This is a genomic window from Mesocryomonas lacus, from assembly GCF_055730105.2.
The window spans coordinates 96613-115135 of record NZ_JBUZWF020000006.1 but is presented as its reverse complement, the minus strand read 5'-3'; the positions used below and the strand labels follow the sequence as shown (position 1 = coordinate 115135).

18 protein-coding genes and 1 pseudogene are annotated in these 18523 nt (G+C 63.6%); 5 read left to right on the top strand and 14 right to left on the bottom strand.

What is annotated here, in order from left to right; all coding sequences use genetic code 11:
* Positions 1-26: 26 nt before the first annotated feature.
* Complete coding sequence (locus ACZLZQ_RS19565; protein WP_472950794.1) at positions 27-260, top strand: helix-turn-helix domain-containing protein; 234 nt, start codon at positions 27-29, stop codon at positions 258-260.
* Between the two features lie 111 nt (positions 261-371).
* Positions 372-1442: a diguanylate cyclase domain-containing protein gene (locus tag ACZLZQ_RS19560; RefSeq protein ID WP_472950793.1), complete on the top strand. Its 1071-nt coding sequence runs from the start codon at positions 372-374 to the stop codon at positions 1440-1442.
* A gap of 92 nt (positions 1443-1534) precedes the next feature.
* On the opposite strand, the pseudogene ACZLZQ_RS19555 reads toward ACZLZQ_RS19560, so the two are convergent.
* Positions 1535-2082: pseudogene (locus tag ACZLZQ_RS19555) on the bottom strand (cysteine hydrolase family protein).
* A gap of 81 nt (positions 2083-2163) precedes the next feature.
* On the opposite strand from ACZLZQ_RS19555, the gene ACZLZQ_RS19550 reads away from it, so the two are divergent.
* Positions 2164-2550 carry a thiol-disulfide oxidoreductase DCC family protein gene (locus tag ACZLZQ_RS19550; protein ID WP_472950792.1) on the top strand — a complete coding sequence of 129 codons (387 nt, stop codon included), beginning with the start codon at positions 2164-2166 and terminating at the stop codon, positions 2548-2550.
* A 378-nt stretch (positions 2551-2928) separates the two neighbouring features.
* Here the strand turns inward: ACZLZQ_RS19550 and ACZLZQ_RS19545 are convergent, their stop codons facing one another.
* The 5 genes from ACZLZQ_RS19545 to ACZLZQ_RS19525 all read right to left on the bottom strand — a co-directional run bounded on the left by ACZLZQ_RS19545 (position 2929) and on the right by ACZLZQ_RS19525 (position 8575).
* On the bottom strand, positions 2929-4326 hold the full coding sequence (locus tag ACZLZQ_RS19545; RefSeq protein ID WP_472950791.1) for a flagellar biosynthesis protein FlgA: 1398 nt from the start codon (positions 4324-4326) through the stop codon (positions 2929-2931).
* Positions 4327-4333: 7 nt separating this feature from the next.
* Positions 4334-5845: a tripartite tricarboxylate transporter permease gene (locus ACZLZQ_RS19540; RefSeq protein ID WP_472934972.1), complete on the bottom strand. Its 1512-nt coding sequence runs from the start codon at positions 5843-5845 to the stop codon at positions 4334-4336.
* A gap of 66 nt (positions 5846-5911) precedes the next feature.
* On the bottom strand, positions 5912-6415 hold the full coding sequence (locus ACZLZQ_RS19535; RefSeq protein ID WP_472950790.1) for a tripartite tricarboxylate transporter TctB family protein: 504 nt from the start codon (positions 6413-6415) through the stop codon (positions 5912-5914).
* A 59-nt stretch (positions 6416-6474) separates the two neighbouring features.
* On the bottom strand, positions 6475-7455 hold the full coding sequence (locus ACZLZQ_RS19530; protein ID WP_472950789.1) for a Bug family tripartite tricarboxylate transporter substrate binding protein: 981 nt from the start codon (positions 7453-7455) through the stop codon (positions 6475-6477).
* A gap of 70 nt (positions 7456-7525) precedes the next feature.
* Positions 7526-8575, bottom strand: a complete 1050-nt coding sequence (locus tag ACZLZQ_RS19525; protein WP_472950788.1) for a 4-hydroxythreonine-4-phosphate dehydrogenase PdxA — start codon at positions 8573-8575, stop codon at positions 7526-7528.
* A gap of 171 nt (positions 8576-8746) precedes the next feature.
* Between ACZLZQ_RS19525 and ACZLZQ_RS19520 the strand changes: the two genes are divergently transcribed.
* A complete protein-coding gene (locus ACZLZQ_RS19520; protein ID WP_472950787.1) occupies positions 8747-9448 on the top strand; it encodes a GntR family transcriptional regulator in 702 nt (233 codons plus the stop codon).
* A gap of 193 nt (positions 9449-9641) precedes the next feature.
* On the opposite strand, the gene ACZLZQ_RS19515 is transcribed toward ACZLZQ_RS19520, so the two are convergent.
* The 8 genes from ACZLZQ_RS19515 to ACZLZQ_RS19480 form a co-directional block, all read right to left on the bottom strand.
* Positions 9642-9920, bottom strand: coding sequence for a type 2 periplasmic-binding domain-containing protein (locus tag ACZLZQ_RS19515; RefSeq protein ID WP_472950786.1), 279 nt, complete (start codon positions 9918-9920; stop codon positions 9642-9644).
* A 224-nt stretch (positions 9921-10144) separates the two neighbouring features.
* Positions 10145-10441 carry a hypothetical protein gene (locus tag ACZLZQ_RS19510; RefSeq protein ID WP_472950785.1) on the bottom strand — a complete coding sequence of 99 codons (297 nt, stop codon included), beginning with the start codon at positions 10439-10441 and terminating at the stop codon, positions 10145-10147.
* A gap of 269 nt (positions 10442-10710) precedes the next feature.
* The gene (locus ACZLZQ_RS19505) at positions 10711-10938 is read right to left on the bottom strand and encodes a hypothetical protein (RefSeq protein WP_472950784.1); all 228 of its coding nucleotides are present in this window, start codon (positions 10936-10938) and stop codon (positions 10711-10713) included.
* Positions 10939-11091: 153 nt separating this feature from the next.
* A complete protein-coding gene (locus ACZLZQ_RS19500) occupies positions 11092-11271 on the bottom strand; it encodes a hypothetical protein (protein WP_472950783.1) in 180 nt (59 codons plus the stop codon).
* A gap of 230 nt (positions 11272-11501) precedes the next feature.
* Positions 11502-12617, bottom strand: coding sequence for an endonuclease/exonuclease/phosphatase family protein (locus tag ACZLZQ_RS19495; RefSeq protein WP_472950782.1), 1116 nt, complete (start codon positions 12615-12617; stop codon positions 11502-11504).
* A gap of 76 nt (positions 12618-12693) precedes the next feature.
* Positions 12694-14421 carry a Na/Pi cotransporter family protein gene (locus ACZLZQ_RS19490; protein WP_472950781.1) on the bottom strand — a complete coding sequence of 576 codons (1728 nt, stop codon included), beginning with the start codon at positions 14419-14421 and terminating at the stop codon, positions 12694-12696.
* A gap of 81 nt (positions 14422-14502) precedes the next feature.
* On the bottom strand, positions 14503-15564 hold the full coding sequence (gene pstS, locus ACZLZQ_RS19485) for a phosphate ABC transporter substrate-binding protein PstS (RefSeq protein ID WP_472950780.1): 1062 nt from the start codon (positions 15562-15564) through the stop codon (positions 14503-14505).
* A gap of 773 nt (positions 15565-16337) precedes the next feature.
* Positions 16338-16901: a TetR/AcrR family transcriptional regulator gene (locus ACZLZQ_RS19480; protein WP_472950779.1), complete on the bottom strand. Its 564-nt coding sequence runs from the start codon at positions 16899-16901 to the stop codon at positions 16338-16340.
* 104 nt (positions 16902-17005) lie between these two features.
* On the opposite strand from ACZLZQ_RS19480, the gene ACZLZQ_RS19475 reads away from it, so the two are divergent.
* On the top strand, positions 17006-18412 hold the full coding sequence (locus ACZLZQ_RS19475) for an amidase (RefSeq protein WP_472950778.1): 1407 nt from the start codon (positions 17006-17008) through the stop codon (positions 18410-18412).
* The last annotated feature ends 111 nt before the right edge of the window (positions 18413-18523 follow it).

Sequence of the window (18523 nt, the reverse complement as noted above, 5' to 3'; positions counted from 1 at the left end):
ATCGGCGTTCCGAAGCGGAGACTGGCATGGCTGACTACGACCATGAGAACGCCAGCATCGCGGAGATGATGGTCAACGGCGTCTTTGCAACGAAGGCGCTCCGGCTGTACTCGCGGCTTAGCCTCGAACAGGTCGCCGAGGTATCGAGATTGAGCCGAATTAGGCTCCTGGCGATCGAAGGCGGATCCTATCCTACCGTCGATGAGGTGCGGAGGATTTCGACGGCGTTGGAACGGTCCAGGGCTTTCTCTGAGCCTTGAGAACGTATCACCGCGTGGCGAGACCGACGTCGGATACCAATTGAGCTATTTGGTCGCCCCTCCGTTTGCCGATCGGCACCTAGATGCGATCTCGATGAACGGAAGCGATTCATGATGGGATGGCCCAAGAAGGTTGAGCACGAGCTCCTGAGCATGCTGCTGAGCCCCCTCGTGCCCGTATCGGCGCTGGGTGTAGCAACGCTTGCCATCGGTTGCCTGACGGCAATCGCCCTTAGCGACGGCACGCTGCTCGCCTTCACGGTAGCGTCCTCGACGGTGACCGTCGTCCAGCTCGGCGTGATGGTTCTCTTCCGGATGCGTCCACACCTACTCGACGTCTCTCGCTGGCGCTCGCTCTACGCCTCGATCGCATGTGTGCACGCCCTTGCGCTCGGCCTGATCGGAGCCCGTATCATGCTGGCGCCTGTCCAGGACTACCGCATGCTCATGCTGGCGGTCACCTTCAGCTACGCCGCGGGCGTCGTCGTGCGCGGCTCCGTGCTGAGGTGGATGTGCATGCTGTGTCTTGCACTTGCCGTGCTTCCCGTCGCCGCTGCCCTTGCTCTGGGATCGAGGATCGACATCGGCGTCGCCATCTTGCTGGCCGCGATGATGGTGACGAGCTTCGAGACCGTCCAGACTGCTTATGTCGCGACCGTCGAGCTGCTGGTGACCCGGGCGAAAAGCGTCCAGCTCGCTGGAATTGACTCCCTCACGGGCGTATCCAACCGCTTCTCGTTCGAAGCGTATCTGGATGCCGCGCTGTCGGATCCGAGCGTCTCCAAGACAGCGTTGCACTTCATCGACCTCGACCGCTTCAAGGAGGTCAACGATCGGCATGGCCACCCTGTCGGGGACAAGGTTCTGGTCGAGGTGGCGACACGGCTGTCCCGGCTTGTCCGAGAGGGCGACAGGATCGCACGGGTAGGCGGCGACGAGTTCGTCATCGTGCAGAAGGCCGTATCCTCGAGGGACGCTGCCTTGGCCATGGGCGCGCGTGTTGTCGAAGCCTTAAGTGCGCCATTCCTCATTGACGGGTTCACCATCGACATCGGGGCAAGCGTCGGGATCGCGGTCGCCCCCGAAGATGCCGAAACCCGACGCCCGCTGGTCGCCAAGGCCGATGCGGCACTCTACCAAGCCAAGCGCTCCACCCGGGGCGTCGTTGTCATGGCTTCGTAACGCCGCCGGCGTCGAGGCGAAGACCGGGGAGTGTCTTCCGGTCTTTCGAATGGACCAATCGGTCGCAAATCAGGCTCTGGCGGCCGAGGTGATCAGCGCGCTAGGAACTCGTCCGGAGAGACGACCTTGGCGTAACCCCAGCCTAGGGCAAACATGTAGGCTGCATGGACGTCGGCTGCCTTAACCGTCCTGCCACCGAACTCAACGTCAAGGGTAGCGCAGGCATCATGAACTACGGTCACCAAGTAGCCGAAGTCCGCCGCCGCACGTGTCGTCGCGTCGATGCACATGTGGCTCATCGCCCCGATCACGACGACTTCTTCGATGCCGTTCTCGTGGAGCTTCGTCTTGAGCTCGGTATCCCGGAACGAGTTCGGGTGCTCCTTCACGATGACGGTCTCGTCGCCTCGCGCTGGACGGCCGTGATTGTCTTCATGTTGTCAGAACCTGCCGCGAAGACTGGCGCATCCGCCGTTGCGCTCTCGTGACGCACGTGGATGAGGACGTCGTTGCTGGAACGCGCCTCGTCGATGATGCGGGCGGCGTTTGACAGGGCGGCATCCAGTCCGACGAGGGGAAGCTTGCCGGATGGGAGGTACTCGTTCTGGAGGTCGACGACGATGATCGCGCGATCGGCCATGGAGGTGCTCCTGGAGGGGCTGACGGGGGTGACCTTGGATAGAGCGAACCAGCTATTGTATGAAGTGGCGCGATCGACAGAATGAGTGGCGATACCTACATCTCGGTCATGACCAACCTGACTGTATGGCACGATGGATCCTGTCCGCTTTGTCGCCGGGAGATTGCCCTGATGAGGCGGCTCGACCGCATCAGCGCAATCCAGTTCGTTGATGCGACCGAAGATGAGCTCGGATGCCCGGTGGACCGGGCCGAGTTGCTCGCTCGCTTCCACGCTCGCGAGGACGGCGTGATGCTGGACGGCGCAGCGGCCTTCGCGGCGATGTGGCGCGCGATCCCAATGTTGCGTCCACTTGGACTGGCGGCACGATGCCCCTGGGTGCTTGCCATCCTCGAGCGAGGGTATCGAGGTTTTCTGAGACTGCGTCCCAGGCTCCAGCGTCTCGCCGCGCGGGGTTTTCCAGACTAGTCAGATCGACGTTCGACCTGCATCCAATCGCGAGCTCCTGCCTACCTACCAACTTGGCTTTCCTGACCCAAGCTGCCGTTGGGATGGCAGGGACATGGAAGGGGTAGCTTAGTGGAATCGGTTTCACCGAAGCCGTGCCGCTCGTTCTCCGCAGTCACGACCAGTGGCGTTGGGTGCCGGGAGTAGCGACATCTGGTCGGTTGCCGTGCCAAGGTCTTCCAGCCAGAGATCAGAAAACATTTCCACCCTCTCAGGCGGCTGAGACGCATCGGTGTTAGCAAGCGGCTGAGGGGCTGCTCTCGACCCAAGCCGGCGGTTGCGAGCGGGGTGAGTTCGAGCCGAAAGCAGATTGTCCGCTTCCGACGATGTGCGCCCTGACTACAACTCACCGCCTGCCGCGAATGCTTCGTCCTGGTAGCGGCGGAGGGCCAGAAGCTCCGACTTCTCCGCCGTGTCGATGTCGCCGAGGCGGATCAATTGTCCGGCTGCGACTGGCCGTGCGAGGTGCCTGTCGGCGACGAGGTAGTACGGGGCGGCGCGATCGACCGACAAGGGACCAGCTGGCTGCAGGGCCGATCCGACGCCGGCGATCGTGTGGTGATGTCCGACGGCCGAGAGCAGCGTCCCGGCCGCAAGGTTCGTTTCGGCGACTGCCACGAGGTCAAGGCGTGGCAAAGGACGCTCGGCCCCGCTCGATACTCCGCGCAGCGCCACCTCGAGGATGCTGGTTGCCGCTTCCAGGCCGAGAAGATGGCGGGGGATATAGAGCATGGCGGTGCGGCCGTTGCGCGACAGGACGTGGCCTTTCTCGCGCAGCATTTCCCACGTCGCGCCGTCCCGGCAGCGGACAACGACAAAAACGCCGCCTGCAAAGCTGATCTCGCCCGGCAGACGCAGGCAATGGAACACGTCGATCCGGCGCTCGCCGGAAAGAATGCCGCCGTCCGCGATGGTCGAGAGCACGCTGGCGACCTCGCCGGTGCGCAGGATCGGGCAGTGCAGGGCTGGCACGTCGGGAACGAGATCGGCCGCGTTGGCAGCAACGCCGAGTTCGCAGAGATCGGGAACGGCGCGTTGCGGCAGCGCGGCGGCGGCCTTGGCACGGGCGGCCACCAGTTCGGCAGCCGGGCGATCGCTAAGGTCGAGAAGATCGCCAAAGGCCGGGGCATGGACCGTCGTGCCGTTGCTGGCAAGTTCTCCGGTCACCGGATCGTAGCAGAAGTCGTATTCGCTCGACTTGCCGGCGGCAACGATGTCGAAGCCCAGCACTTCCGCCCAGGTGACGAGCCCGATCAGAAGGCTTGGCTGGTCCCCGTCGACCGGCGTCACGATGACACCATGGGCCGCAGCAAGATGGGCAAGGCCCGGACCGACGACGCTATCGACCTCCTTCGACACCAAGGCAACGTGACGCCCGGCCTCGATGGCGAGGCGCGCATGCCGGGCGCCCGCCTCCGGATGGCCAGTTGCCTCGACAACGACATCGATCGGCAGGTGCAGTACTGCGGCGAGGTCTCCGGCGGCGATGAAGTGCCCGGCCTCCCAGGCCGCTGTTGCCTCCGACGGGCCCTCGCACTCGGCGATCGACGCCGGGGCAATGCCGACGGCCCGCAACGCGCTCGCGGCCGCGGCAGCGGACACGTCGACTGCGATCCGGACGTTCATCAGCGGCACATGCAGGCCCTGGGCGATGAAAGAGCGACCGAAGCCACCGGTACCAACGACGCAGGTCTCGACGGTGCGCGCGCCGGGCGGGAAGTAGCTGTGATAATTCAAGGGGCTCTCAGTTCTCGATCGGGGTGCGGGAGCGGCGAAGACCGATCACCTTGGAGATCAGCGGCCAGACCAGCATGATCACGCCGAGGCTCATGATGGTCGCCACAAGAGGGTTCGACCAGAACACCAGGAGCGATCCCTCCGACATCAGCAGCGACTGGCGGAACGCAGCCTCGGCCTTCGATCCCAGCACCATGGCCAGAACCAGCGGCGCGATTGGATATTCGAGCTTCTTGAAGAGGTAGCCGAGGAGGCCGAAGCCCAGCAGCAGCCAGAAGTCGAAGGTCGAATTCGCAACCTGATAGACGCCGGTCATGATCACCGCGACGATGATCGGGCCGATGATGGCGAAGGGCACGCGCAAGATCGAGGCGTAGAGCGGCACCGTGGCGAGCACCACGATGACCGCGACGACATTGCCGAGATACATCGAAGCGACGAGGCTCCAGACAAAGTCAGGCCGGTTGATGAACAGCATGGGGCCCGGGGTCAGGCCCCAGATCATTAGGCCGCCCATCATCACCGCGGCGGTGGCCGAGCCCGGGATGCCGAGCGCCAGCATCGGCAGCAGCGCCGAGGTGCCGGCGGAGTGGTCGGCTGTCTCCGGCGCGACGATGCCGCGCGGATCGCCCTTGCCGAACTGCGACTGGTCGCGGGCAAACCGCCGGGCGAAGCCGTAGCTCATGAAGGAGGCCGCCGTCGGGCCGCCGGGAGTAATGCCCATCCAGATGCCGATGAAGATCGAACGGATCATCAGCGCCCAGTAGCGGGGCATCTCCTTCAGCGTCTTCCAGACATCCACGGCCCGAACGCGGGCGGAGATGCCCTTGAACGAGAGGCCCTCTTCCATGGTGAGCATCAGTTCGCCAATGCCGAAGAGGCCCATCACGGCGATGAGGAAGCTGATGCCCTTGATGAGATCGGTCATGCCGAAGGTCAGCCGCATGCCGCCGGACATGGTGTCCATGCCGACGGTAGCGAAAGCGAAGCCCAGCATCATCGAGACCAGCGTCTTGAAGGGTGAATTGGAACTCATGCCGATGAAGCTGGCAAAGGCGAGGAAGTAGACCCCGAAGAATTCAGGCGATGAGAAGCGCAGCGCAAAGCCGGCGACCCACCCGGAAAGGAGCGTGATCATCACCACGCCGGCCAGCGCGCCGATGCCGGCGGAGACGAAGGCGAGCGTCAGCGCCCGCGTCGCCTGCCCCTGTCGCGCCATCGGATAACCATCAAAGGTGGTCGCCACGGATGACGGCTCGCCGGGGATGTTGAAGAGAATGGAGGTGGTGGAGCCGCCGAACAGCGCCCCCCAATACATGCAGGAGAGGAGGATGATTGCCGAGATCGGATCCATGGTGAAGGTCAGCGGCAGCAGCAACGACACGCCGTTCGGGGCACCGAGCCCTGGCAGGACACCGACCAGGACACCCAGCATGACGCCGACCATCATGATCATCAGGTGATAGGTGCTGAGGACGGTGGCGAAGCCGTCCATCAAGTGGCCGAGGTTGTCTGTCATGTCATCCCCTCCCGGGAGCCGGAGTCCGTGGCGGCAGGCAGCGCGGGCGCTGGCGGACGAACGTCGTCAGTAGATGCCGAACATCGCTTCGACGGGGCCCTTCAACAGGGGAACCTGGAAGCCGACCTCGAAGATCAGGTAGAAGGCGAGAGCGACGCCGAGGCCCGACAGCAGCGATTTCCACCAGGGATACTGGCCCTGGAAAATCATCGCCGCGGTGATGTAGATCAGCGTCCCGACGTAGAGGCCGACGAACACCGACAGCACGGCGAAGGCGAGGACGGGCAGGAAGAAGGATGCGACAAGCCCGAGCCGACGCCGATCGAGGAAGACCTCACCGACATGGTGCTTCAGGACCAGCGCCCGACCGAGATTGCAGAGGCTGCCGAGGACGATGAGCACGCCGATCCAGAACGGGAAATAGCCCGACGCCGGGCCGGTCTCCTCCCAGGCGATGCCGATCTGCCACGAGCCGTAGCAGACGACGAGGCCAACGACGCCCGTCAGGCAGGCGGTGGCGATCTCCATCGCATGCCGCGACAGGCCCTTGCCGTGATCCGAATTTTCCATGACTGCCTCGCTGAAGATGGGAGCGGCCGGAGGGCGAGCGCACCCCGGCCGCGGGGATCCTACTTGACGAGCCAGCCCTCGCGGTCGAGCACCTCGATGACCCGCTTGCTGTCCTTCTCGGCATAGGCGGCGAACTCGTCGCCGGCCAGGAACTCGCCGCTCTGCGCTGTCTTGGTGATGTACTCCGCCCATTCAGGCGTTTCCGACACCTTCTTCATCACGTCGCGATAGTAGGTCACCACCTCGGCATCGACACCGGCCGGCAGCCAGACGGTGCGCGGCATGCGGTAGTTGTCGAGCGCGATGCCGGCCTCCTTGCAGGTCTGGATATCGTGCCAGCCCTTGCCTTCGTACACCGGCTCGCTCTTAGGGAGCCGCTCCTCGCGAAAGACGCAGAGCGGCTTGACAAGGCCGGCTTCCCACTGGCCGCGGTTTTCGTTGGGGTTGTTGACGTTTGCGTCGATGTGGCCGCCCGCGAGTTGGGTCAGCGCCTCGCCGCCACCATTGAAGGGGATGTAGCGAAACTTCACACCGGTCACCTGCGACAGCATCGAGACCAGAATCTGGTCGGTGTCCTTGGACTGGCTGCCGCCGAACTGCATGTTGCCGACCTTCGCCGCGGCTATGAAGGCGCCGGCATCATTGTACTCGGACTTGCCGTTCACCCAGATCAGGAATTCGTCGAGGGCGAGAGATGCGACCGGCACGAGATCAGCCGGCTTGTAGGGCATCTTCGCGACATTCGGCAGCAGGTACTCGTTATTGGTCCCAAAGGTGAGCTTGTGGACGTCGCCGGCATGCGCGGCGCTATAGGCGAACCCTTCCGCCCCGGAGCCGCCACCCTTGTTCGTGACAATCACCGAGGCCTTCATGAGGTCGTGCTTGCCGATGATCATCTGGATCGTCCGGGCAAAGGTGTCGGTGCCGCCCCCGGGACCCGAGGTGACAACGAACTCGACTGGGCGGCTCGGCTCGAAAGCCTGAGCGGGCAACGCGGCGCCGATTGCAAAAGTCGCCGCAAGTGTGATGGATCTGAGCATCGGCATTCCTCCCCTGTGAAAACTTCGGCCGCCCGGGTTTCTCCCGCAGGTCGGCCAGCTTGGGTCGACGTCAGTGCGACGTCGACTTTCCCTCGTTGGCCCGGCGCGCCATGCGGGCCGCCAGCAGCACCGCCTCGCGCGAGGCGCCGACATCGGCAATGCCCTTGCCGGCAATGTCGTAAGCGGTGCCGTGGGCCGGGGTGCACAGCGGGAACGGCAGGCCGCCCATCATGGTCACGCCCTTGTCGAAGCCCATCATCTTCATCGCGATCTGGCCTTGGTCGTGGTACATCGTCAGCACAGCGTGGAATCCTTCCTTAACGGCCCGCAGGAAGACCGTGTCGGCGGGAAATGGCCCCTCGACGTCGAAACCCAGTGCCTTGGCCCGGGCGACAGCTGGCTCGATCACGTCGATCTCCTCCATGCCGAAGCTTCCGCCGTCGCCCGCATGCGGGTTGAGGCCGGCCACGGCAATCCGGGGATGCTCGATACCGGCCCGCTTCAGGCAGGAAGCCGTGAGATCCAGCTCGGCGAGAATGGCCTCCTCGGTAATTGCCGCGGACACGGCCGAGAGCGGGATATGCGAGGTGACGCGGGCGTTCCAGATCTGCTGCAGCACGTTGAACTCGCGCGCCTTGCCGGTGAAGGACAGCACATCGGCGACGAAGCGCAGTTCATCGTCATATCCGGGATAGGCGTAGCGCATCGCCTTCTTGTTGAAGGGCGTGAAGCAGACCGCTGCCGCCTCGCCCCGATGCGCCATCTCTAGGCCGAAGCGGAAGTTCTCTGTGGCGAAGCTGCCGCCGGCAAGGGTCGCCTCGCCGCGGCTGACATCGGCGAGCGCCAGGTTCTGCAGGTCCACGAACAGCGGCTTGTGGGAACGCGGGGTCAGGTCCGCACGATTGGTGGTGTAATCGAGATCGAGATCGACACCGGCGGTCCGCGCGCCGTCCTCGATCAGGCGCCGATCGCCCACGACGACGAACTGCACGGACTGGGCGAGATCTTCTTCTGCCAGCAGGCGGGCGGCCAGCTCCGAGCTGACGCCCGACGGATCGCCCATGACGAGCGCCATCACGATCCGGTCGGACTGAGCCCGAAGATTTGCAGTAAGCGCCATCGCAGCGTCCTCCCAGATGCCATTGACTGACCCGGACGCTAGCGACACCTCACAGCACTGGCAAGCATTTTGTATTCGGTATACAAAATTATGAAAGCAGAGAACGCGATTGGATGCTCTCGCGCTCTGCTCGTGCTACTGCCCCTGACACCCAGGCCCAAGGTGCGGACGATGGATATCGAAAGCGTAACATTGATCTCCGACATGAAGTCCTCCGGGATGATCTCCCGCCAATCGCTGCACGGCGAGGTCGTCAACCGGCTGCGGGACATGATCATCGAGGGAGAGCTGCTACCTGGCGCGCGCATTCATGAGGCGCAGATGGGAACGCACCTTGGCGTCTCCCGGACGCCGCTGCGCGAGGCGTTGAAATACCTTGCGAGCGAGGGGCTAGTGGAACTGGTTCCGGGCAAGGGTGCCGTGGTCAAGCGATTTGGCGCCAAGGAGGTCCAAGACATGCTCCTCGTCGTCAAGGCGATGGAGGAACTGGCCGGAGCCCTCGCCTGCAGAAACGCCAGCGACGCCGACATTGCTATGGTGCGTAACCTGCACGACGCGATGCTGGCGGCCTATGCGCAAGGCGACCGGCTGGAATATTTCAAGCTGAACCAGAACATCCATTCGGCCATCGTGGCTGCTTCGGACAATTTCACGCTCATCAACCTTCACGCACTCCTCCAGTCCAGGTTGAAACGCGTCCGGTTCATCGGGCACGAAGGGCCGGAAAAGTGGGCAGCCGCGATTGCTGAGCACGAGGATATGGTCAGAGCCTTTGAAGCGCGGGACGCAGTCGCGCTTCCCAGTGTGCTTGGAACACACCTCGCAAACGCATGGGTTCGCGTGCGAGATCAGTGGGATGTGACGTCGGTGTGACGTCAAAACTCTCCCGAGCGTTCTTGACTGCATCAAGCCTGCGCCACACCTCGGCCGAACATCCTGACCACAGGCGAGAATTGAAGCCGCAGATTGAATACCCGACAGAGCGCGTCGACATCCACCAGGCAAATCGTCATTGCATGCGAAATGGCGGTCGTTTACTGCCTGCGCGTCGCTGCTTAGCAAGAACCTAGCGAGTATAACTGAACATCCGCCGGGACCGAAAGCGGCCTTGCGGCTTCCCAGTGGCTGAGGCGGATAGCGGCCCTTCCGCTATCGGCTCGAAGGAGAGCGTCTCGTTGCGCTTGCCGATCTGGTTCACCAGCGTTGCCGAGGTCGCGACCATCTTCGCCTGGCCGCTGACCGCCGCCGTCACCATCGTGGCGTCGTCGTCGTAGCGGGTGACCGTGAAGCCGCGCTCGGCGGCCATCTTGGTCAGCTCGGTGTCCTGGGTAGTGCCGCGGGTCACCGTCGCGAGCGGCCATCCAGTATTAGGCGTGACCGCGGCTACGTTGTCGAAGCACAGATCTGGCTAGAGCATGTCGATGGCGTTGTCGTCTATGACGACCTGTCGTTGACCGACGACTTGCGCTGGGTCGTAACGCTCGCGCTTGGCGCTCGAGTTCCGGTAGAGTATCACCGACTGCCTGCCGATAGGATCAGCGTAATCGACCGGCAGGCGACGGCAGCAGATTAGGCCGACTTACCGTTCTCGGTGGCTTTCGTCTTCGACTTCCGCTTCTTCGGCTTAGCCTTGGCCTTCTCCGGATCCGACGACCGTTCCGTTAGGGCGGCAGCCTGCATCCGGTCCGCCTTCTTGGGATCGGCGTCGGCTTGCGAGATCACGGCTAGAAATGCGGCCCGGACGATGTCGCCTTTCGAGGCCTCGGGATACTTCGCCTTGACGGCCTCGAACAGCTTCTTCGGTTTCATTTCCGGAGTCGCGAGCTCCGAGACCGCGACTGCGATATTCTCGATGAGACTTGGCATCGTATCCGTCCGTACGTTCATCTCGATGTCACAAACGCACTCCGTGCACCGTCATAGTCAACCCTCGTCGTCCGGATCCGGCCGTCCGACGTGCGCCAGGATCGCGCGATCGACTTCGGCTCGCGTGTATCCATGCTGGCGGATCAGCGTCCGGTGCGTGACCCCCGCATCGATCATCGTGACGATGCGCCGACGCTCGAAGCCGCATAGGTGGCGCCTGGGTTCCGAGCGAAGGAGCTTTCTGACGCGAAGGAGAAGACGCCGCGGCATCAGCTCAGGACGCCGTGCGGGAGATGGAGAGCCTTCCCGATCGCCGCGATCTCGGCATCCGAAGCCGAGACTCCGCTCTCGATGTTGACGAGGCGGCTAACCGGTATCCCGCTGCGAGCGGAGACGTATTGGATCGGGAGACCAGCGTGGTGACGGAACGCTTTTGTTGCAGAGAAGCCATCAGTCAGCATCTTGACGACGGCTTGGGGTATCTGGGGAGTGCTCATGGAGGTGTCCTGAAGCGTGTATTTCGCGTCGTCTACCCCGGTTGAGTATCTGGCGTGTGACACGGCTCCATGCTGCACTGCCGTTGCGTCAGCGCTCCCAACGCCGTCGCATCCATCGAGAGCCCGCCGGCTCCCAACCGGCGGGCTCTTCGATTATGGGGCGCCGCTGTCTTTGCCTGGAAGATCGGCAAGAGCGTCGGTTTCGTCCAACTCGTCGTCGATCTCCGGACGCTTGCCAGAGTCCGTATCGATCTCGTCGAACGAGGTGTCGTCTGTATGACGGATCTCTTCAATATCCGTGGTCAGCGGGCTGATGCCTGGTGTGTTCGACATTTCGTCCTCCTTCGTCGCGATGAAGGTGGAAGACGGCAGCGACCGTCTTCGTTCCAGCTTATCCTGCAAGCCTGAATTTGATCGTCTGCTGCCCGGTGCTGCCATTCGTCTATAGGGAAGCCTCGGTCTACGTCTTCGGGCGTGCCATCCATGATGGCACATCGCGTTCGAGACGAGCGGCGCGGAGACGAGCTGCATCCGGACCTTGTGTAGGGTTTGTTGGTTCCTGCCTAGGAAAGATCGATATCAACCCAGACCGCGGCATGGTCGGAAGCCGCTTCCTGCTTGCGGGCGATCTCCGGGAAGGCTTCCCACTTGCGCGGCCGCACGCCCGGCCACATGCCCTTCCTGTATACCCCGCCCGCAGACACGAGGCCGAAGAGCTCGGGGGAGAGAAGGATGTAGTCGATCTTGTTCGCCGGAAGACAGGAACCGTATGTGCCGGGATGCCCGCCATCGTCGAAGGCCGGATGCTCGAAGACATCTTGAAGGTCGGTGCCCGACAGCAGGGGCCGGAGCGGCTCGCTATTGGGCGTATCGTTGAGATCGCCGATGATGGCGACGTACTTCTCGCCGCCCTGCCTCAGGTCCGCGTAGATCTCGGCTACCCGTCGTGCCTGGGCGCGTCTGCGCTTGTCGGAGGTCGCCGTCGTTCCGTACCCCTTGCTCTTGAGATGGTTCACCAGGACGACGATCCGGTTGCCTCCGGGCGTCGCGACGTTGAATTCAGGGCAGTCGCGGGAGAACACCGGGGACCCATCGGGCAGCCGATCGTCGACATGGCTGCGCATCGCGCCGATGGGGAAGCCCTCTCGGGACACCAGCCCGACGTCGATGCCCCGCTCGTCGTTACCGTCGATGACCATGACGTGCCTGAAGGCCTCACCGCCGATCGCCGGAAGGATCTCGGTATTGAAAGCCGACAGCACAGGACGGGACTCGGCTTCCACGACGCCCAGCACGTCCGCGCCTACCTCGACCATGACCCTTGCGGTATGCCGCATAGCCAGCTCGTTGATCGGCTCGTCGCGAAGCTCCAACGTCCCCACCCAGTCGACGCGACCGTCGGCGACGATCTTGATGCCGCCCGCCCGCGGCCGCTTCACCAGACCGCCCCTGTTGCGGCGCAGGATGACGAAGGGCCCCGTATCGGATCGCTCAAGGCTAAGTTCGATCATAAGCTTTGCCATTCGCGCCTTGTCGCCATCGCCGTAGCGAATGGAGCCGAGAAGCCCGCTGAGCTCCGCGAATGCCTCGAGGACGTCCTGGCCGTCTTCCCAGGTGTCGAGGTTCATTGCCTTGGCGCGGTCGAAGAGATTCTCGACGTTGTAGACGGCAAGGCGCATCGGGGCTCCATAGACCTAGTGGACTGCGAAGAAAGTGCTCGCGATAGGTCTCGTTGCGTGTTGGTACCTCCTCAGGCTACTCTGCAGGGACAGGATTCATGCCATAGCTTGAGGTCTCGTCCCTCTGTTCGCGCAAAGCCGAAGCACGGGCGATCACCGCCTGACGGTTGACCGACTTGCGTTCAGCATCAATGCGTCCGATCAGAAGTTCGGCGCGCTCCACCGAACCCAGCAAAGCGAGTATCGTGCCGCGTTCGCCGGCCCCGGCGTTCGGTCCGAGGGCAAGGGTATGGGCACGCAGCTCGCCGACATCCGGGAAAGCGACGTGTCCCGCCGGCAGCCGGGCATCGGCAACGCCATGCTTCGGCATGATCTCGCCGAGATCGGCATCCAGCCGATCGAGCGCCGTCTGGACGATCTTTTCCGCTTCCGGGCCGAAGCTCTCGCGGCGGACGCGGCGGGCCACTTGGTGCAGGGACTCCGTTAGCGCGGCGGTGAAGTCGGCTTCCTCGATCAGGCTGGCGACGAGATCGAGCTGCTCGAACGGCATGTCGTTCTTCATCAGGTCGGCGGTGTAGGTGCGGATGTCGCGGCTGAGGATGTCGGTTGCAAGGTAATGCTCGCCAGGATCCGACGGTGCTTCCTTCCTCTTGCGGGCGATATCGAGGAACAGCGCGCCAGCTTCGAGGTGTCGGGCCGTTTCCTTCTGCACGGCCGGGATCGCCGCGGCGAAGTCGCCCGCGAGCTTGCGGTCGAGGAATCGCGGCACCGAATAGTCCTCGACGTCCTCGGCCGAGCTGTGCCCGATGCGCGACAGCACCCGGTCGAACACTCCGATGAAAGGGAAGAGCAGAAGCACGTTGAAGATGTTGAAGAAGGTCGAGTAGAGACCGACCGCCACGGGCACGAGGGGGAACGTCTCCTTGCCGTCGACGACCACAGCAATGCCTGGATCGCCGCCGAAGAACTGCATGGCCCAGCGCAGCACCTCGATAGAGACGAAGAACAGAGGAACCGTCACGCAGACGCCGATCACATTGAACGACATGTGGGCGTAGGCGGCCCGCTTGGCGTTCTTGGAGAGGTTGAGCGAGGCGATCCACGAAGTGATGGTTGTGCCGAGGTCGGCGCCGAGAGAGAAGGCAACGGCCGTCGTCCAGTCGAGCACGCCCGCTGCGCCGAGGCCCATGACGATGCCGATGGTCGCCGAGGAGGAGTGGATCATTGCGGTGACACCGGCGGCGATAAAGACACATTTGAGGAGGTTGCCAAAGCTGTCCGCTCGCAGCGTCTGCAAGAGGTCCATCACCTCGGGCATGTTGCGCAGGGGGCGCAGGCCGCCCGTCATCAGGTTGAGGCCGTAGAAGATGAGCGCAAAGCCCATGCAGGCGAGCGCGATGTTGCGCACCCGCTCGTTGTTGGAGAAGCAGTAGACCAGAGAGAACACGCCCGCGAGGATGAGCCCCAGCGGACCGAGCGGCAACGCAATCAGGCCATTGCCGAGGGTCGTGCCGATATTGGCGCCCATGATCACGCTGATCGCGGGTCTGAGCCCCACGACGCCGGCATTCACGAGGCCGACGACCATGACGGTCATCGCGGTGGAGGACTGGATGATGCCGGTGATGAAGGTGCCGGCGAGCACGCCCTTGATCGGAGTCCCCGCCGCCTTGGCGAGAAAGGCGCGCATCTTGTTGACGGACAGCGCCTGGATGCCATTGGCCATGAATTCGAGGCCCAGCATGAAGATGCCCAGCCCCCCGATCACCGGGACAAGGATGTCCTTGAAGATGTTGACTTCCATGCGGCTTGCTCCCCTACGGGCTACGACTGCGGGCGACGCGGCGCCCTCTGCTATTTCTTCGGAGGCGCCATGCCGGGCGGCCTATCGTGTCGCGACCGGGATGGTTGCCCAATAGCTTTCGATCTTGCTGACGAGGTCTGCCGGAAGCGGCACGTAGCCGAGCGCCCGGGCCTGTTCGTCGCCTTGCCTAAAGGCCACCCGGAAGAGGTCGTGCACCCGGCGATACCGCTGGGCGGGCCTGCCTGCCACGGGAAGAACGGCAAAGGTCGCGACGCTCAGCGGGTATGCGCCGTCGCCGCCACCATCTCCGAGGCTGGCTGCAAAAGCGTTCGCCTCGGACCAGTCGGCGCTGCTGGCGGCCGCCGCCACACCCGCGGGTTCGGGCGTGACGAACCGCCCCGCTTTGTTCTCGATGGCGGCAAAGACAAGCTTGGCGCGCTGCGCCTGGCCGAATTCGGCGTACCCGATCGCGCCCTTGGTGGTGCTAAGCGCGGAAAGAAGCGCTGCGGTACCTTTCGCTCCCGTGCCGACGGGCCAGGTCACCAGCGTGTCGGCGCCCACTTTTTCCTTCCATTCTGGGCTTGCGGCGGCAAGGAACTGGGTAAAGGCGAAGGTAGAGCCGGAGCCGTCCTGGCGATGCAGGACGGAGATGTCGCTATCGGGAAGCGGGAGTTGCGGATTGAGAGCGCGGATCCCGGGATCGGACCACTTCGCGATTTTGCCGAGATAGATGTCGGCGAGCACCGGGCCGCTTAGCCGCAGCGCGCCGGGCTCAATGCCGTCGATATTGGCAACGACAGCAATGCCGCCCATGACGATCGGGAACTGCTGCCGCCCGTGCCTGGAAAGTTCTGCCGCCGCCAGCGGGACATCCGTCGCCGCAAAATCCAGTTCGGGCTGGTCGAGACGCATAATGCCGGCGAGAGATCCGACGAGTTCGTAATCGACCTTCCAGTCCGGCGACGTGAAGTCGCCGCCGTCGGTCCGCGCCGCCTCATAGTCCTGCGACCACTTCTGGATGATCGGTGCCGCGAACGTCGACCCGGCCCCCTGGATTGGATCCGCCTTCGCTTGCCCGACGAAGCATACAAGAAGGACGGCACCGAAGAGCCGGGTGAGCCATGGAGCACCGGAAAGGATCATAGCCACGGCACGTCTCCAGAGAGGCTGCAACCAGTGCCACTCGCAGCATGCTGCAAAATGGCTGAGCGCATTTACCTTTCGTAAGGAAGTTATTTAACAATCCGATGAAGGTTGATTTGTCGCGAGCTGAAGGCGTCCGGGAGTAGACAAGACGTTTCGCCGATTGGCCGATCTGTGCATCTGTGCTGACGGGGCGTCCGGAAAGCTTGGAATGAAAGGCCCGAGATCGACCCTTCATCAAGCTGTCACGTGGTAGATTGAGTCTGGTAGGGCGGCGACGTCCAGCGCCCGGCCACAGCAACGGAGCTGCCATGCCCCCGAAGCGCCCGCCCACAGATGCCATGACGTTGCACGAGCTTGGCATCGCAGACATCGACTGCGCATTCGATCCTGATGAATTCCTAAACGGACCTCCCGTGGGAGATATGGACGGGATCTCGGACTTGGAGTTAATCGAAGACGACGGATCGGTACTCAACGATGAACTGCTGCGGTCTCAGTAAAGGCATGCGCAGCATGAGGTGGCAGCCGATACCGGACTTACAGCTATCGACCCATCATTGCCTTACAAGGCAGCGTGATGGGATCCCGACAGCGGACGTTCTCGGTGAGCGGTCATGGCACCCGTCCAGTTGGGATCTGCGTCCGTATCTCCACTGGAAATCACGCCTCATGCTGGCGATGTCCCGGGGTTGGTCGACCTCGTGACGGCCGAACGATTGGCCCTCGCCCTACGAAGCTGGCTCGGTTTCGGCCGGCCTTCTTCGATGCGTTCAAGCCGGCAGCAGCCCGGCATCCCAATAGCCATCGATCAGGTTGTCGAATACGGCGACGTCGGCTTGGCTACGGGCCATGAGCTGGGCGCCGGCGACGGCAGCGAAGATGGCGCGGGCCCGGCGCTCGCACGCGTCGGCCTCCATGTCGGTCGCGTCCGACAGGACCTTGGTCAGCCACGCCACGTTGATCTCGGCAAAGCGGGAAATCTCCTGCCTCACCGTGTCCGGCAGGTCGTCGTGTTCGGCGGACATGAAGCTGCACAGGCAGATGCGGTTGCCGTTCTCAAGCGACCGGCGGAACGTGTTCGGATACTCCCTCAAGGCTTCCGAAGCACCGGCTCCGCCATTCCAGATGCCGTCCAGGACGGAAGCCGAGTCCTCCCAGTAGCGCTTCGCCACCGCCGCGCCGAGGTCGCCCTTGGTTGGGAAGTGGTAATGAATGCTCGCGCTTTTGATGCCTACCTCGGCCGCGAGCTCGCGGAAGTTCAGGCCGGTGTAGCCATGAGCCTGCGCGGCAAGCTTGGCCGCCGCCATGATGTCTTCCTTCATGTTCGAACCCATCATCGCTCTCCGCAAATCTTCTCTATCAAATGATAGATAGACGTTGACGGTCGATATGTGAAGCTCTACGGGTTGTCTATCAACTGATAGATAGGAGCCCAGCGATGACTGCCTCACTCACCCGCCTTGACGCAACCAAGCTCGCCCAACTCATCCGCACGAAGGAGGTCTCGCCCGTCGAGGTCATGCAGGCGCACCTCGATCGCATCGAGGCCATCGACTCGACGATCAACGCGATCGTAACTGTCGCTGGAGGCGCGCTCGACGCGGCCAAGGCTGCGGAAGCCGCCGTGCTGGCCGGAGAGGAGCTCGGGCCGTTGCACGGCGTCCCGTTCACCGTGAAGGACTCGATCGACACCGCCGGGGTCCTGACGCAACGCGGCTCGCCGATCTTCCGGGGACGGACACCGGACCGCGACGCCACGAGCGTTGCCCGCATGAAGCAGGCCGGCGGCATCCTTCTCGCGAAGACCAACCTTCCCGAGTTCTCGTACTGGATCGAGAGCGACAATCTCCTGTCCGGTCGCTCGAACAACCCTTGGGACTTGAGTCGCACGCCGGGCGGTTCAAGCGGCGGCGAGTCTGCGGCCATCGCCGCGGGCATGTCGCCGCTCGGCCTGGGCACCGATCTTGCCATCTCCGTCCGCGGTCCCGCCGCGCAGACGGGGATCACTTCCATGAAGGCGACGCATGGCCGAGTGCCAATGACGGGCATCTGGCCGCGTGCGCCACGCCGCTTCTGGCATGTCGGGCCGATGGCTCGATCGGTGCGCGATGTCGCGCTAGCCTTCTCCCAGCTCGCCGGGCCGGACGGCGAGGATGCGTTCGCGACGATCACTGGTCGGTTCAATGCAGGCACTGTGGGGCATCCCGACCGCCCGCTTCGTGTCGGCTGGATGGTCGGTCCCGGTTTCGGGCCTGTCGACCCCGAGGTCGCAGCGACTGTGAAGGCGGCGGCGGAGGCCTTGAAGGACCTTGGCGTCCACGTCGAGCAGGTGGGCATCCCGGCACTTGAGCGTGACTTTGCCCTCGACGTGTTCAATCGCCTGCACGTCATGGAGATGAAGCCCGCGTTCCGCGAGGCGACGCGCGGCCACGAGAGCGAGATGTACAAGATGTCGAAGACCATGCTGTCGCTGCCCGACACTTCGATGGCCGACTTCATCGACGCCGAGCAGGCTGCGGAGCGACTGCGAGACGGCTACGCGGACTACTTCGCCCGCTTCGACGCCCTGATCACCCACGTGCTGCCGATCCCGGCGCACAAGCACGGGGTGGAAACGTTCACCATCGACGGCCAGGAGGTGGACGCGACCTACCTCCAGGGCGCGACCGTGCCACTTAACGTCACTGGGTTGCCCGGTCTGGCGATGCGGTTCGGAACGAGCCGGGAGGGCCTGCCGATCAACGTGCAGGTCGTCGGCGCCTGGCATGCGGAGACGATTATCCTGCACGTCGCCTCGCTCCTCGAAGGCGTGAGCCCGGTCCGGGGGCTCTTCCCCGAGATCTGAACCTAGAACGCAGGTCGGCGCCTGGGAAAGCGTCGCCCTGCCCTCATTCGCGATACGACAGTTGAACCGGATCGGCGGCTCGAAGCGTTTTAGGACCGATCGACCGATGGA

Coding starts and splice junctions, on each gene's coding strand:
- ACZLZQ_RS19565 (WP_472950794.1), top strand. CDS start 27: ATGGCTGACTACGACCATGAGAACGCCAGCATCGCGGAGATGATGGTC.
- ACZLZQ_RS19560 (WP_472950793.1), top strand. CDS start 372: ATGATGGGATGGCCCAAGAAGGTTGAGCACGAGCTCCTGAGCATGCTG.
- ACZLZQ_RS19550 (WP_472950792.1), top strand. CDS start 2,164: ATGAGTGGCGATACCTACATCTCGGTCATGACCAACCTGACTGTATGG.
- ACZLZQ_RS19540 (WP_472934972.1), bottom strand. CDS start 5,845: ATGACAGACAACCTCGGCCACTTGATGGACGGCTTCGCCACCGTCCTC.
- ACZLZQ_RS19535 (WP_472950790.1), bottom strand. CDS start 6,415: ATGGAAAATTCGGATCACGGCAAGGGCCTGTCGCGGCATGCGATGGAG.
- ACZLZQ_RS19530 (WP_472950789.1), bottom strand. CDS start 7,455: ATGCTCAGATCCATCACACTTGCGGCGACTTTTGCAATCGGCGCCGCG.
- ACZLZQ_RS19525 (WP_472950788.1), bottom strand. CDS start 8,575: ATGGCGCTTACTGCAAATCTTCGGGCTCAGTCCGACCGGATCGTGATG.
- ACZLZQ_RS19520 (WP_472950787.1), top strand. CDS start 8,747: ATGGATATCGAAAGCGTAACATTGATCTCCGACATGAAGTCCTCCGGG.
- ACZLZQ_RS19510 (WP_472950785.1), bottom strand. CDS start 10,441: ATGCCAAGTCTCATCGAGAATATCGCAGTCGCGGTCTCGGAGCTCGCG.
- ACZLZQ_RS19505 (WP_472950784.1), bottom strand. CDS start 10,938: ATGAGCACTCCCCAGATACCCCAAGCCGTCGTCAAGATGCTGACTGAT.
- ACZLZQ_RS19500 (WP_472950783.1), bottom strand. CDS start 11,271: ATGTCGAACACACCAGGCATCAGCCCGCTGACCACGGATATTGAAGAG.
- ACZLZQ_RS19495 (WP_472950782.1), bottom strand. CDS start 12,617: ATGCGCCTTGCCGTCTACAACGTCGAGAATCTCTTCGACCGCGCCAAG.
- ACZLZQ_RS19490 (WP_472950781.1), bottom strand. CDS start 14,421: ATGGAAGTCAACATCTTCAAGGACATCCTTGTCCCGGTGATCGGGGGG.
- pstS (WP_472950780.1), bottom strand. CDS start 15,564: ATGATCCTTTCCGGTGCTCCATGGCTCACCCGGCTCTTCGGTGCCGTC.
- ACZLZQ_RS19480 (WP_472950779.1), bottom strand. CDS start 16,901: ATGGGTTCGAACATGAAGGAAGACATCATGGCGGCGGCCAAGCTTGCC.
- ACZLZQ_RS19475 (WP_472950778.1), top strand. CDS start 17,006: ATGACTGCCTCACTCACCCGCCTTGACGCAACCAAGCTCGCCCAACTC.